The sequence below is a fragment of the Deinococcus yavapaiensis KR-236 genome (assembly GCF_003217515.1).
GTDB lineage: Bacteria > Deinococcota > Deinococci > Deinococcales > Deinococcaceae > Deinococcus_A > Deinococcus_A yavapaiensis.
Genome location: NZ_QJSX01000025.1, coordinates 16,152 through 29,336, shown reverse-complemented (window position 1 = coordinate 29,336; position 13,185 = coordinate 16,152). Strand labels below are relative to the sequence as shown.

12 protein-coding genes are annotated in these 13,185 nt (G+C 67.5%); 1 reads left to right on the top strand and 11 read right to left on the bottom strand.

Going from position 1 to position 13,185, the window contains the following annotated elements:
* The first annotated feature begins 245 nt into the window (after positions 1-245).
* A complete protein-coding gene (locus DES52_RS20860) occupies positions 246-1,997 on the top strand; it encodes an ABC transporter ATP-binding protein (RefSeq protein ID WP_245901209.1) in 1,752 nt (583 codons plus the stop codon).
* Positions 1,998-2,034: 37 nt separating this feature from the next.
* On the opposite strand, the gene DES52_RS20855 is transcribed toward DES52_RS20860, so the two are convergent.
* From DES52_RS20855 to DES52_RS20810, 11 genes are all read right to left on the bottom strand, one after another.
* Positions 2,035-2,820, bottom strand: coding sequence for an isocitrate lyase/PEP mutase family protein (locus DES52_RS20855; protein WP_110888767.1), 786 nt, complete (start codon positions 2,818-2,820; stop codon positions 2,035-2,037).
* Complete coding sequence (locus DES52_RS20850) at positions 2,817-3,416, bottom strand: TetR/AcrR family transcriptional regulator (protein WP_110888766.1); 600 nt, start codon at positions 3,414-3,416, stop codon at positions 2,817-2,819. Before DES52_RS20850 ends, DES52_RS20855 begins: the two co-directional genes overlap by 4 nt.
* A gap of 136 nt (positions 3,417-3,552) precedes the next feature.
* Positions 3,553-4,443 carry a DMT family transporter gene (locus DES52_RS20845; protein ID WP_110888765.1) on the bottom strand — a complete coding sequence of 297 codons (891 nt, stop codon included), beginning with the start codon at positions 4,441-4,443 and terminating at the stop codon, positions 3,553-3,555.
* Between the two features lie 98 nt (positions 4,444-4,541).
* Entirely contained in the window at positions 4,542-4,673 is a 132-nt protein-coding gene (locus tag DES52_RS23645; protein WP_281268594.1) for a hypothetical protein, read from the bottom strand.
* 116 nt (positions 4,674-4,789) lie between these two features.
* On the bottom strand, positions 4,790-5,419 hold the full coding sequence (locus DES52_RS20840) for a LutC/YkgG family protein (protein ID WP_110888764.1): 630 nt from the start codon (positions 5,417-5,419) through the stop codon (positions 4,790-4,792).
* Entirely contained in the window at positions 5,409-6,827 is a 1,419-nt protein-coding gene (locus DES52_RS20835; RefSeq protein WP_211317976.1) for a LutB/LldF family L-lactate oxidation iron-sulfur protein, read from the bottom strand. Before DES52_RS20835 ends, DES52_RS20840 begins: the two co-directional genes overlap by 11 nt.
* Positions 6,824-7,567: a (Fe-S)-binding protein gene (locus tag DES52_RS20830; RefSeq protein ID WP_110888763.1), complete on the bottom strand. Its 744-nt coding sequence runs from the start codon at positions 7,565-7,567 to the stop codon at positions 6,824-6,826. Before DES52_RS20830 ends, DES52_RS20835 begins: the two co-directional genes overlap by 4 nt.
* Before the next feature lie 22 nt (positions 7,568-7,589).
* Positions 7,590-9,041 (bottom strand): rhamnulokinase, encoded by a 1,452-nt coding sequence (locus DES52_RS20825; protein ID WP_110888762.1) that lies wholly within the window; start codon positions 9,039-9,041, stop codon positions 7,590-7,592.
* Positions 9,031-11,118: a bifunctional aldolase/short-chain dehydrogenase gene (locus tag DES52_RS20820; RefSeq protein ID WP_110888761.1), complete on the bottom strand. Its 2,088-nt coding sequence runs from the start codon at positions 11,116-11,118 to the stop codon at positions 9,031-9,033. The genes DES52_RS20825 and DES52_RS20820 overlap by 11 nt, the downstream gene beginning before the upstream one ends.
* Positions 11,119-11,199: 81 nt before the next feature.
* Entirely contained in the window at positions 11,200-12,390 is a 1,191-nt protein-coding gene (rhaI, locus tag DES52_RS20815) for an L-rhamnose isomerase (RefSeq protein ID WP_110888760.1), read from the bottom strand.
* Positions 12,387-13,178 (bottom strand): DeoR/GlpR family DNA-binding transcription regulator, encoded by a 792-nt coding sequence (locus DES52_RS20810; RefSeq protein ID WP_245901208.1) that lies wholly within the window; start codon positions 13,176-13,178, stop codon positions 12,387-12,389. The genes rhaI and DES52_RS20810 overlap by 4 nt, the downstream gene beginning before the upstream one ends.
* Between the last annotated feature and the right edge of the window lie 7 nt (positions 13,179-13,185).

Genomic DNA, 13,185 nt, shown 5'->3' with positions numbered 1-13,185 from the left:
AGCGTCTTTTGAGAGAACGCGCGCGGTGAGGTCGAACGTCGCTCGCGGCCACACCGTGGTTTCCTTCAGGACGGGCGGGCGCCTTCCAGCGCGCCTTGGATGGGCGCGTCGAGTCCGTGATGCCGAACGCGCAGCGTGAGAAACGCGGCCAAGGCGAGCGTCACCAGAATCCAGACGGCCTTCATGCTTCACGGTACGCGACAATAGACACTTCCGCTTCGTTCGAGCGGGCTTAAGCTGACGCGGTGTCGTCTTCTTCCGCTTCGCCGAACGTGACGCGCCGTCTGTACGGACTCGTCTTGCCGTACAAGCGCACCGTGGCGCTCGGCATGCTGTGCCTCGTGCTCGCCGTCGCCGCCGAACTCTCGCCGCCTCTGATCTGGAAGAACGTCGTGGACGTCGGGATCGCGAACCGCGACGTTCGGTACATCGCCGTGCAACTCCTGCTGCTGCTCGGCGTCATCGCGCTGGGGCAAGTGCTCTCGGCGTGGCGAGGCGTGCTGCTCGAACGGGCGGGACAAGATCTCGTGTACCAACTTCGCTTGCGCCTGTACCGCCGCCTCGCCGCGCAATCGGCGTCGTTCTACGGCCGCAACCAGACGGGCGACCTCCTCGCGCGCCTCACCGGGGACGTCGAGAGCGTCCAAGACGTCCTCGTGCGCGGCACGGACGCGGTGATCGCCAACGCGCTTCGCATTCTCGGCGTCGCCGCCATCTTCATCGCCTTGCAGCCTTGGCTCGGCGTCGCGACGATCTTGCCGATGATCGCCGTGGCGTTCTTGCTGACGCGTTACAACAAGAACGTCCGCCCGACGTACCAGCGGGCGCGCAATCGCCTCGGGCAAATCGGAGCGCTCTTCGCCGATCAACTCGGAGGAATGCGCGTCATCCAGGCGTTCGCGCGAGAGCGACAATCCGAGAGCAAGGTGGAGGTTCTCGCCCGTGACCTCTACGATCAGCAGATCGAGGCGGTGCGGCTGCGCAACAAGACCTTCCCGGTCATCCGTTTCGTTGCGAACCTCGGCAACGTCATCATGATCGGCGGCGGAGCCCTGCTCGTTCTCGCGGGGCAGTTCACCCTCGGCGGGCTCGTGGCGTACCGCGGTTACGGACGCTACTTTCTCGGGCCGATCGACGACCTCGTGGGAATCAGCGACCTCGTGCAGCGGGCGGAAGCGGCGGGACGCCGGGTGTTCGAGGTGCTCGACGCGCCGCTCGACGTCGTGGACGCCGAGGATGCCGTGAACCTTGCGGCGCTCGACGGTGATGTGCGGTTCGAGCGCGTTTCCTTCGCGTACGACGGCGAGCGGCCCGTGCTGCACGATCTCGACCTTCACGTGCGCCCGGGCGAGCGGGTGGCGATCTTGGGCTTGTCGGGCGCAGGTAAATCGACGCTGCTGGGCCTCTTGACGCGCGCCTTCGACGCGACGGGAGGGCGCGTGTTGATCGACGGACACGACGTGCGGAGCGTGACGCTGCACAGCCTGCGCTCGAACATCGGCGTGGTGCAGCAAGAGCCGTACCTGTTCTACGCTTCCGTGCTGGAGAACGTGCGCTTCGCTTGCCCGAACGCGCCGCTTCGAGACGTCGAGGACGCGCTTCGCTCGGCGCACGCCCTGAACTTCGTGCGCGAGCTTCCCGAAGGGCTGGAGACGATCGTGGGCGAGCGCGGCGTGAAGTTGTCGGGCGGGCAACGTCAACGCGTGGCGATCGCGCGGACGCTGCTCGCCAAGCCGAAGGTGCTGCTGCTCGACGAGCCGACGAGCAGCGTCGACCCCGAATCCGAGGAGATCATCGTGGCGGCCCTGACGGCGCTCATGCGGGGCCGCACGTCCCTCGTGGTGACGCACCGCCTGTCGCTCGCTCGCGCCGCCGACCGCGTCGTCGTGCTGGAAGGAGGGCGGATCGCCGAGCAGGGCACGCCAGCGGAGTTGCGGCGCCTCGGAGGGCGGTACGCGTCGTTCGAGTGCGCGGGCTCCATTCCCATCGAAGTATGACGTTCGACGAGGACGAAGCGCCGCGCACTCGAAGCGGTCAGTTGAGCGGTCGGGTGTTGGCGGGAAGGACGCCGCCGCCGAGCAGGGCCGACGCCGCGTCTTGCAGCGCCGTGAGGGCGACGCGTTGCGTGAAGGGACCGGTGGAGACGCGGGCGACGCCGAGCGCTTGAAGTTCCGAGGCGGGCAAGCTCACGCCGGGCACGCTGATGACGGTGAGCTTGCGAGGCCCGAAGGCGTCGGCGACCGTTTGGATCTCGTCGCGGGCGACGAGGCCCGGCACGAACACGACGGGAGCGCCCGCGTCGAGGAAGGCGCGGCCACGGCGAATGGCTTCATCGATCACCTCGGTGCGGGGGGCGTTCTTGTCGGCGCGCACGACGGCGTCGGTGCGGGCGTTGAGGACGAAGTCGATGCCCGCGCTTCGTCCGGCTTCGAGCACCGCCCGAACCGCTTCGACGGCTTCGTCCAGGGGCTTCATCTGATCTTCGAGGTTGCCGCCGACCACGCCGATTTCGATGGCGCGGCGCGCCGTCTCGCCGGGGTTGCCGTAGCCCGCCTCGAAGTCCATCGTGACGGGCACGTCCACGGCTTGCACGATGCGGCGCACCATGTCGAGGTGCAAGTCGAGCGGGATGTTCTCGCCGTCCTCGTAGCCGAAGGAGGAGGCGATGGAGTGGCTGGCGGTCGCGAGGGCGCGGGCGCCCGTCGCGGCGACGACTTGCGCGGACACGACGTCCCAGACGTTGGCGAGCGTCAAGATCTCGGGCGCGGTGTGCAAGTCGAGGAGGGTGCGGGCGCGGGCGGCGAGGTCGTTCTTGGTCATGGCGAAGCTCCTTGGAAGAATCTCGCGGCGTGCAGGGCGGCGGTGGCGTGGCGAACGACGAGGTCGAAGCGCGCGGGATCGTGCGCCGACCGGGCGAGCAGCATGGCGCCTTCGAGCGTGGCGAGAAAGGCGGCGGCGGCGGCCTCGGGCGATCCGTCGAAGCGAAGTTCACCTTCGGCGCGTCCCTCGGCGAGGACGCGCGCGAGCCAGCGCTCGTTGAAGTCGAGGAAGGCGCGCACTTCGGGTCGCAGAGTCTCGGGCAGGGCGGGATCCTCGGCGGCGAGAACGGTGCACAGGCAGACGCGGCCGTCGTCTCGGACGACGTCTCGGTAAGCGTCGACGAAGCGGCTCAGACGCTCGGCGGGCGAGGAAAGGACGTCGAGGGCGGCCAGCGTGACTTGCAGGCGTTCGCGGTAGCGCCGCACGAGCGCGAGGCCGAGGTCGGCCTTGGAGGGAAAGTGATAGTGAATGCTGGCGTTGCGAATGCCGAGTTGCTCGCCGACGTCCTTGTAGCTGACGGCGTGGTAGCCGCGATGCTGCACGAGGCGTTGGGCCACGTCGAGGATGCGTTCACGGGTGTCGGCTTGCTCGGTCACACTTCGATTATCTACCTACATGTAGGTAGGCGTCAAGAAGCTCCTGCCCTGCGAGCTTGGAGGTGCCTTCGAACGCTTTGCCGGGTCCGAAGCCAACCTTCGGTTCGAGCGCCGCGTGCCGCGCTCGAACCCCTGCTCAACCTCGGCTTCGCGCTTGCGCGGAGATCGCCCCCGCCAAAATCAGCAAGCCGCCAAGCACGACGCTCGGCCTGGGGCGCTCGCCGAGCATGAGGGCGGCGAACGCGATCGCCCACAGCGGATCGGTGCTCACCAACAAGCTCACGCGCGCCGCCCCGATCCGGCGCACCGCCCCCGCGAGCGTCGGCAAGGCGAGCAACGTCGGCACCACGATCATTCCGAGCACCAGCCCCCACTGCGCGGGAAGGGTCGGCACGCTCAAGGTACCGCCGAGGCTTCCGAGCACGGCGAACACGGCGGCGCACGCGAGCGACACGTGTGCCGTGAGCGCCAAGGGCGCCGCTCGGCTCGCCAAGCGCCCGCTCGCGAACAGGTACGCGCCATAAGAAGCGCCCGCCGCGCCGCCGAGAAGCAAGCCGAGGCCGTCACGGTCGGCGGCGCTCGGCCAACCGATCACCGCGCCCAGACCCAGCAAGGTGCAGGCGAGCGCGAGCAACGCGCGAAGCGTCGTCCGCTCTCCGCCGAGCGCGGCGTAGAGAACCACGAAGGCGGGCGCAAGGTACACCAGCAACGCGCTCGTGCCCGCCGTGATGCGGGCGAGGGCCGCGAAGTACAGCGCCGTCGCCACGGCGTACAAGGCGCTCAAAAGCAGCAGCGAGATACGCTCGCTCCTCGAGACTCGAAAGGCGCCGAAAGCGAGCAGCAGCGCCGCCGTGAGCCCGAAGCGCCAAGTGAGCAGGGTCGGCACGTCGAGGTCGACGCGCGCCGCGAGCTTTCCCCAAACACCGAGCGTGCCCGACGCGGCGGCGGACGTGAGCGCGAGGACGATTCCGACGGCGTCACGGCGCGGCGCAGGCGAGGAAGGCGAAGGAGACGGCGCTTCGAGCATCCCTCCAGGGTAAACGCAACGCGAGAGGTGACCTCGCCGCTGCCTTTTGCGGACGTCGAGGTCGCCTTTCGTCGCGGTTCGTCTCCGACGGCGCAAGATCACTCGAGGATGGTCGGCACGCGAAACGCGCCGTCCACGTCACGCGGTTCGTCGCGCGTCAATCCTTCGCGCTTGCCGCCCGCCGCGAAGCTCTCGTGCTCGTACTTCTCGGCGGTTTCCGCGTGCTCCAAGGGTTCACGGCGCGCTGCCGTCCGGTCTCGCCGTCATGCCGTACTTGCTTCACCGTGGCGATTCGGGCGCCCGCGCCACCGATCGAGGGAACGAGTTCGTCGAGGTCCGGGAACGGTCAAGCCTCCTGCACGAGGACGAGGTCGAGGATGCGCGGTCCGTGTACGCCTTCGACTCGGGAAAGCTCGATGTCGGAGGTGGCGCTCGGTCCGCTGATCCACGTCAGCGGACGTCCCGTCAAGACACTGCCTCGCAGGCACGCGACGGCCTCGGGGACGCTGTCGACGACTTGCGACACGCGGATGACGCACACGTGATGGTCCGGCACGAGCGTCAGGGCTCGTCGTCCTTGTCCCGGCCCGTGGTCGAGGGCGACCGTGCCCGTCTCGGCGACCGCGACCGCGCACGTCGTCAGAACCGCCTGCATCGTGTCGAGCACCTCGGTGTCGAGGTCTTCGTCGCAGCGAACGTGAACGCCCTTCGGGAGGAACTCGGCGGGAAAGTCCGGCGGCGTGACGACGCGGACGTGATTTCGCCGCCGCAGCAAGGTCTCGACGACGTCCCCGACGTTCAGCCTCGACGCGTGCACCACGGTCGCGCGGTACTCCTCGGCAAAATGCGCGAACTGCTCGACGACGTCCGTTTGGGCGCGCTCCGAAGGCGAAACGGCGCGCCGGTCGAGAGATGTTGGGGTCGCTCGCGCGCGCGCGATCCTCGTGAGGATGTCGAGCTTCGCTTCAGCGCTCACGGCTCGCCCTCCACCACTCGCGAAACGACTGCTTCGGAAAGGCGGGCAAGTCACGAGCGTCCGTCCACCCGCTCAGCAAGCCCGGCAAGGCGTGAATGGCCCCGTCCTTCACCAGCGGTCCCTGGCCGGTTCTGGCCAGCTTGAGAGCGCCCTCGAATCGATGCGGTTCCGCCATCACCCAAGCCACCGTCTTGAAGGCGACCGCCTCGGCGCTCAAGGGCTTGGCCTCGTTGATCTTGCCGCGCAGGTACAGCAGCACCTCGGGAATGTTGATCTTCACGGGGCACGCGTCGTAGCACGCGCCGCACAAACTGCTCGCCCACGGCAAGGTGTTCGCGTTCTTGTCCTCCAGGTGCAGCAGTTGCGGCGTCAGGATCGCGCCGATCGGGCCCGGGTAGACGCTGCCGTACGCGTGCCCGCCCGTCCGTTCGTAGACGGGGCAGACGTTGAGGCACGCGGAGCAGCGAATGCAGCGCAGCGTCTGCCGTCCCACGTCGTCGGCGAGAACGTCGGTCCTTCCATTGTCGAGCAGCACGAGGTGGAATTCCTGCGGGCCGTCCCCCTCGGTGACCCCCGACCAGAAGGAGGTGTAGGGGTTCATGCGCTCGGCAGTCGAACTTCTCGGCAACAGGCGCAGGAACACCGCCGCGTCCTGCCAGGTCGGCAGCACCTTCTCGATGCCCATCACGCTGATCAGCACGTCGGGCAGCGTGACGCACATGCGCCCGTTGCCCTCGGATTCCACGACGCACACCGTGCCGCTCTCGGCCACGGCGAAGTTGGCGCCCGACACCGCGACCTTCGTCGTCAGGAACTTCTCGCGCAAGTACACGCGCGCCGCTTCCGCGAGGTGCTTCGGGTCGTCGGTGAGCAACTCCGCGCCGAGCTTGGCTCGAAAGAGATCGCGAATCTCCGCGCGGCCTTTGTGAATGGCGGGTACGAGGATGTGACTGGGGCGATCGTCGGCGAGTTGCACGATGAGCTCGGCGAGGTCCGTTTCGATGGCGCGAATACCGTGGCGTTCGAGCGCGGCGTTGAGTTCGATCTCGTCGGTGGAGATGCTCTTGACCTTGATGACTTCGCGCGCGCCGTGCGACGCGGCGATCTTCGCGACGATCTCGCGCGCCTCCTCGGCGTCGCGCGCCCAGTGCACGTGTCCGCCTCGGCGCTTCACGGACGCCTCGAGATCCAGCAGGTACTCGCCGAGATTCGCGAGGACGTGGTCCTTGATTCGCGCGCCCTCGTCGCGAAGCGCTTCCCAATCGGGCAACTCCGCCACGGTACGCAGGCGCTTGTCGCGAATGGTCGTCGTGGCGTGACGGAGGTTGCGGCGCATCTGCGAGTTGGCCAGCGTGACTTTGGCGGCCTGTTGGAAGGTCGTCTTGGGTTTGATGCCCCCGGCGCTCACGCGAACACCTCCTGTTCCGTGCTGGCGAGGATCTCGGCGAGATGCACGACCCGCGTGCCGCTTCGAAGCCTCGAAAGGCCGCCGCCGATGTGCATGAGGCACGAGTTGTCCCCGGCGGTGCAGGCTTCGACGTCCGTGCTCAACACGTTCTGCACTTTGTCGGCGAGCATGGCGGTGCTGGTGTCGGCGTTCTTCACGCTGAACGTTCCGCCGAAGCCGCAACACTGCTCGACGTTCGGCAACGCCACGAGCATTAGGCCGCGCACGTTTTGCAGCAACTTCAAGGGAGCGTCCCCGACGCGCAGAACGCGCATGGCGTGGCACGTCTGGTGGTACGTGACGCGGTGCGGGTAGTACGCGCCGACGTCCTCGACGCCGAGGTGATGCACGAGGAATTCGCTGAGTTCGAACACGCGCGGAGCGAGCAGGCGAACTTCACGCAGCAGCGTTTCGTCTCCGGCCCACTCGGCGGCCTTGACGTACAAGTCGCGGACCATGCCGACGCACGACCCGCTGGGCGCCACGACGACTTCGGCGTCGCGAAACGTCTCCACGAAGTGCCGCACGAGCTTGAGGGCGTCTTCTTGATAGCCGGAATTGAAGTGCATCTGCCCGCAGCACGTCTGCGCGGCGTTGAAGCGCACGTCGCACCCGAGGCGCTCCAAAAGTCGCACGGTCGCTTCGCCCGTGCGGGGAAAGAGGGCGTCGTTGAGGCAAGTGATGAAAAGATCGACGTTCAAGCGGCCTCCCGCTTCGATTCTGTCATGCCCGAACCGCCGAATTCGCCGGTTCGTACACGTGCACGGCGAACGTGCGCGCGACGACTTCTCGGGGCGTCACAGCGCCCGAAGTTCCGCTCGCGCGAGCTTGCAAGAGCAGATTTCCGACGAGCGTCGCGTCGATCGGTCCGGCGACGACCGTTTTGCGCGTGGCGTTCGCCGTCCATTGGCACAACGGGCGATTGAGCGACCCGCCGCCCACGACGTGTACCGTGGACACCGTTCGGCCCGTGACGCGTTCCAATTCGCCGAGGACTCGCGCGTACGTCGCCGCGAGGCTCTCGAACACCACGCGGGCGATTTCTCCGCGAGTTTCGGGCACGCGCTGTCTCGTTTCACGGCACAGTGCCTTCACGCGTTCGGGCATGTCGTCGCCGGGCGGCAGGAAGCGAGGATCGTCCACGTCGACGATCGCGCCGCCCTCGGCGACTTCCGCTTCGTTGGCGAGGGTCGCGAAGTCCACGTCCGCCCAAGCGCGGCGACATTCCTGCACGATCCACAGGCCCATGACGTTCTTGAGAAAGCGTGTCGTGCCGTCCACGCCGCCTTCGTTCGTGAAGTTCGCCTCGAGCGCTTCTTTCGACAAGACGGGCCGCGAAAGCTCCGCTCCGACGAGGCTCCACGTGCCGCTCGAGATGTACGCGGCGTTCTCGTCCGTCAAGGGCGCGGCGACGACGGCCGACGCCGTGTCGTGCGAAGCGGGCGCGATGACGCGCGCCCCGTGCAGGCCCGTGGCCTCGGCGATCACGGGCAGAAGCTCGCCGAGGTCGGCGCCCGGCTCGACGATGTCGGGCAGGATGCCTTCGGGAAGGTCGAAGGCGCGCAGCACCTCGCTCGACCATTGGCGCGTACGCGGATCGTAGAATTGCGTGGTGCTGGCGTTCGTGCGCTCGCACACGGCGCGGCCCGACAGCCAGAAGTGCAGCAGGTCGGGCACCATCAGCAAGGTGCGCGCCCGCGCCAAGACCCCCGGAGCGTCGTGCTTCGACGCCAGCAATTGGTACAGGGTGTTGAACGGCAGGAACTGCACGCCCGTCTTCGCGTACAGGACGTCGGCCGGATGCGTTTCGAACGCCCGTTTCATCACGCCGTCGTTGCGCGCGCTGCGGTAGTGGTGCACTCCGTCGAGCAGCACGCCGTCCGCGTCGAGCAAGGCGAAGTCCACCGCCCACGAGTCCACGCCGACCGAGACCACACGTCCGCCGAGGCTCGCCGCGCGGCGTCCGGCGAGGGCGAGGCCGTGCAGAACTTCCTTCCACAGCCCCAGGACGTCCCAGTACAAGCGAGCTTGACCGCGCCACGGCACGAGGACGGGACCGTTCGGAAAGCGGTGCAGCATCTCGATGTCGAGCTGCCCGTCCACAACGCGTCCCATGGCGACGCGTCCGCCGGAAGCGCCGAGGTCCACCGCGACGTGCCAAGCGTCAGCGGACATAAGCGATCGGCACCCCGCCGTCCACGGTGAGGATGCCGCCCGTCGTCTTGCTCGCGGCGGGCGTCGCGAAGAAGTACACCGCCTCGGCGATGTCTTCGGGCAGGATGTTGACTTTGAGGGTGTTGCGTTGGCGGTAGAACTCCTCGAGTTGATCTTCGCGAATGCCGTACGTGGCGGCGCGCTCGGCGCGCCACTTGCCGTCCCAGATGGCCGAGCCGGACAAGACGGAGTCGGGCAGCACCGAGTTCACGCGAATGCCGGACGCGCCGCCTTCCTCGGCGAGACAACGCGCGAGGTGTACTTCGGCCGCTTTGGCGGCGCTGTACGCGGCGGCGTTCTTCCCGGCCGCCAGCGAGTTCTTGCTGCCGATGAAGACGAGGTTTCCGCCGACGCCTTGCGCCTTGAGGATTTTGAAGGCTTCGCGGGCGACGAGAAAGTACCCGGTCGAGAGGATCGACTGGTTCTTGTTCCACATGTCGAGCGACGTCTCCTCGATGGGCGCGCTCGAGGCGATGCCCGCGTTGTTCACGACGATGTCGACGCCGCCGTACGCGAGGACGGCCGTTTGGTACGCCGCCGCGACTTGCTCTTCGCTGGTGACGTTCATGCCGACGCTCGTGGCGCGCCGGTATCCGCGCTCCGCCGTGATTTCCTCGGCGACTTGCCGTCCACCGTCGGCGTTGAGGTCGGCGATGACGACGTGGGCGCCGTCGGCGGCGAGGCGGCGGGCGATGGCGCGGCCGATGCCGCTCGCCGCGCCCGTCACGAAGGCGACGTGCCCTTCGAGCGTCTTCGGCGCGGGCTTCTGGGCGAGCTTGTACAGTTCGAGCGGCCAGTACTCGACGGCGTAGCTTTCGGCGGGTGTGAGGCTCACGAAGCCGCCGAGACTCGTCGCTCCCTTCATGACTTGAATCGCGCGCAAGTACAGTTGGCGGCTCACGTCGGCGAGGGCCGCGTCGAAGCCGGAAGTGATCATGCCGACGCCGGGCACGAGCGTCACGCGCGGCGCGGACGAGAACATCTTGTCGCCGGGCCCGCGGTGCTGCTCGAAGTAGTGCTTGTACTCCAGCTTGAAGGCCGAGACGCTCTGCCGAGCGATGTCCAGCAAGGCTTCCTCGCCTTGCTCGGGCGTCCAGTCGAGGAAGAGCGGCACGCGCTTGGTGTGCACGAGGTGATCCGGGCAAGCCGCGCCGATTCCGCTGAGGACTTTCGCGTCACGGCTGTTCACGAACTCCATGACCTCCGCGCTCGTGTCGACGTTCAGGATGACGGGTCGGTCGCCTTTCATCGCGCCGCGCAGCACGGGCAGCAAGCGTGACAACAGACGCGCGCGCGTCTCGTCGTCGAGCGACGTCACGACTCCACCGCCGAAGGGATGCGCTTCTCGACGCTGATCGAGGTACGCTTGCGCTTCGCCGATGATGCGCAGCGTCGTCTCGTAACTTTCGCGCGCGGTGTCGCCCCACGTGACGAGGCCGTGCTTGCCCATCACGACGCACTCCAGATGGGGGTTGTCGCGGACGGCCTCGCCGATTTGCTTCGACAAGGTGAAGCCCGGGCGGATGTACGGCACCCACGCGGCGCGCTCACCGTAGATTTCGCGCATGATCTCTTCGCCGTTCGGCGCGCAGGCGATCGAGATGATGGCGTCGGGGTGGGTGTGGTCGACGTGCTTGGCGGGCACGAAGGCGTGCAGCAGGGTCTCGATGGATTGCCTGGGACGGCCCGGCTCGAAGACGGTGCGTTCCAGGAACGACGTCATTTCCTCGTCGGTCATGCTGGGGCGTTCGAAGAGGGGCAGCACTTCGTCGAGCTTGAGGCCCGCGAAGCCTCGCTCGGTGATGCTCGCGATGTCCGAACCGCTGCCCTTCACCCACAACACCGTCACGTCGCGCCCGAGGTGATCGCGTTCGACGCTCTTGGTGGAGGTGTTGCCTCCGAAGATGTTGACGAGGGTGCGGTCCGCGCCGAGCAGGCGCGAGCGATAGGTGAGCGCGGCGAGGCCGTCGCTGCTGGGCGCGTCGGCGTCGTTCCAGAGGTTGGCAGGCAGGGTCGACTTGGATTCGGTGGCGGTCATGCTGCTCTCCTTGAGGTGTGAGTTACCGCGTCCCGCCGAAGCGGGACGGAACGGACGAAGGGGGGTCGGACGGTTTCGGGATCAGCTTTTGACGGGAAAGCCGCCTCCGGCGACGGCCAGACCGCGCTCGCGCGCCACCTTCTCTTGGTAGCCGCTCGCTCGGTGCGCTTGGATGGGGTCTTCGGGAAGGTTCCTCGCGCGGCGCCACTCGGCGAGGCGCGGGCGAACGTCGGTGCGAAAAGCGTCGGTGAGGGTGCGGTGCGCTTCGAGCACGTCGCCCGCCGTTTGCGCGTCGGCGAGACGGTCGAAGTCGATCAGGAGGGCCTTGGCGTACGCTTCTTGGCAGTTCAGCACCGACTGCAGCATCGCTTCGACCTTCGGCTCGATGTTGTGGCTTTGGTCGATCATGTACGCCACGTTCTGGGCGGTGGCACGCGTGACGTCATCGCCGGATCGCTCGGCGGCGACGAGCTCGGCGTAGATGCAGAAGAGCTCGAAGGGGTTGGTGGTGCCGACGATGAGGTCGTCGTCGGCGTAGCGGCGCGCGTTGAAGTGAAAGCCGCCGAGGCGCCCTTCGTCGAGGAGGAACGCGACGATCTGCTCGATGTTCACGCTTTGGGCGTGGTGCCCGAGGTCGACGAGCACTTGCGCCTTGCTTCCGACGGCGAGGCAATGCGCGTACGCCGCGCCCCAGTCGAACAGGTCGGTGGCGTAGAAGGCGGGCTCGAACAGCTTGTACTCCACGAGCATCCGCGCGCCTTCCGGCAGGGCGTCGTGCACTTGCCGCAAGGCCTCGCGCACGCGCCTCTTTCGGGCGCGCAAATCGTCTTGCCCCGCGTAGTTCGTGCCGTCGGCGAACCACAAGGAGAGGTCTCGCGAGCCCGTCTGCTTCATGATCTCGACGCAGCCGAGAAGGTGGTCGAGGGCCTTGGCGCGCACGCCCGCGTCAGGGTGCGCGATGGAGCCCAGCTTGTACGCGTCGTCTTGAAAGACGTTCGGGTTGATCGCGCCGAGCGTCACGCCCCGGTCCTCGGCGAAGGCGCGCAACTGCGTGTAATCGTCGACTTCGTCCCAGGGAATGTGCAGGGCGACGCTCGGCGCGATGCCGGTGAGGCGGTGCACTTCCGAGGCGTCCTCGATCTTTTCGCGCACGTCGCGGGCGGCGCCGGGAGCGGCGAAGGTCTTGAAGCGCGTGCCGGAGTTGCCGTAACCCCAGCTGGGCGTTTCGACGCGCTGACGGTCGAGGGCGGCGAAGAAGTAGGTCGTGTTCACGGTTCCTCCTGAGCGATGACGAGCTTGATGTCGGCCGCTTCGATGGCGGCGCGGACGTCGTCGGAAGGCGCGGCGTCCGTGACGAGCACGTCGACTTCCGAGAGGGTGGCGATGGTGGCGAGGGCGCGGCGACCGAGCTTGCTGGCGTCGAGCAGGGCGATGCGGGTGCCGCCCGACGAGATCAAGGTTTGCTTGGCGCCGACTTCGGGCAGGTGCGGATCGGTGAAGCCCGTCTCGACCGAGTAGGCTTTGGCCGAGAAGAAGACTTTGTCCGGATGGAGGCGGCGCATGGTGTCCATGAAGAACGCTCCGACGAAGGAGCGGGCAGGCGCGTGAAAGTTGCCGCCGACCATCAAGAAGCTCACGCCGCTTGCGGCGAGGATGTTGGCGGCGTCGAGGCCCGTGACGATCGCCGTGACGTTGCGGGCGTGTAAAATCGCGGCGAGGGCCAGGGCGGTGGTGCTGGCGTCGAGCGCGACGACGTCGCCGTCTTGAATGAGGTCGAGGGCGGCGCGCGCGATGCGCGCCTTGGCCTCCGTGTTCTTCGCGGCGCGCAGGTGATGGCTGAGTTCCTCGCTGGTCTTGTCCTTGACGCGCGCGCCGCCGTGCACGCGCTCCAAGAGGCCTTGCTCGGCGAGGGCGTCGAGGTCGCGGCGAATGGTCATCTCGTGCACGCCGAGTTCGGCGGCGAGGTCTTTGATTTTGATGATTCGCTCGGCGAGGGCGCGCCGCAAGATGAGGTGCTGGCGTTCCCCAGTAAGTTTGAGCGCTTCGCTGGCCACGCTCATATCTAAC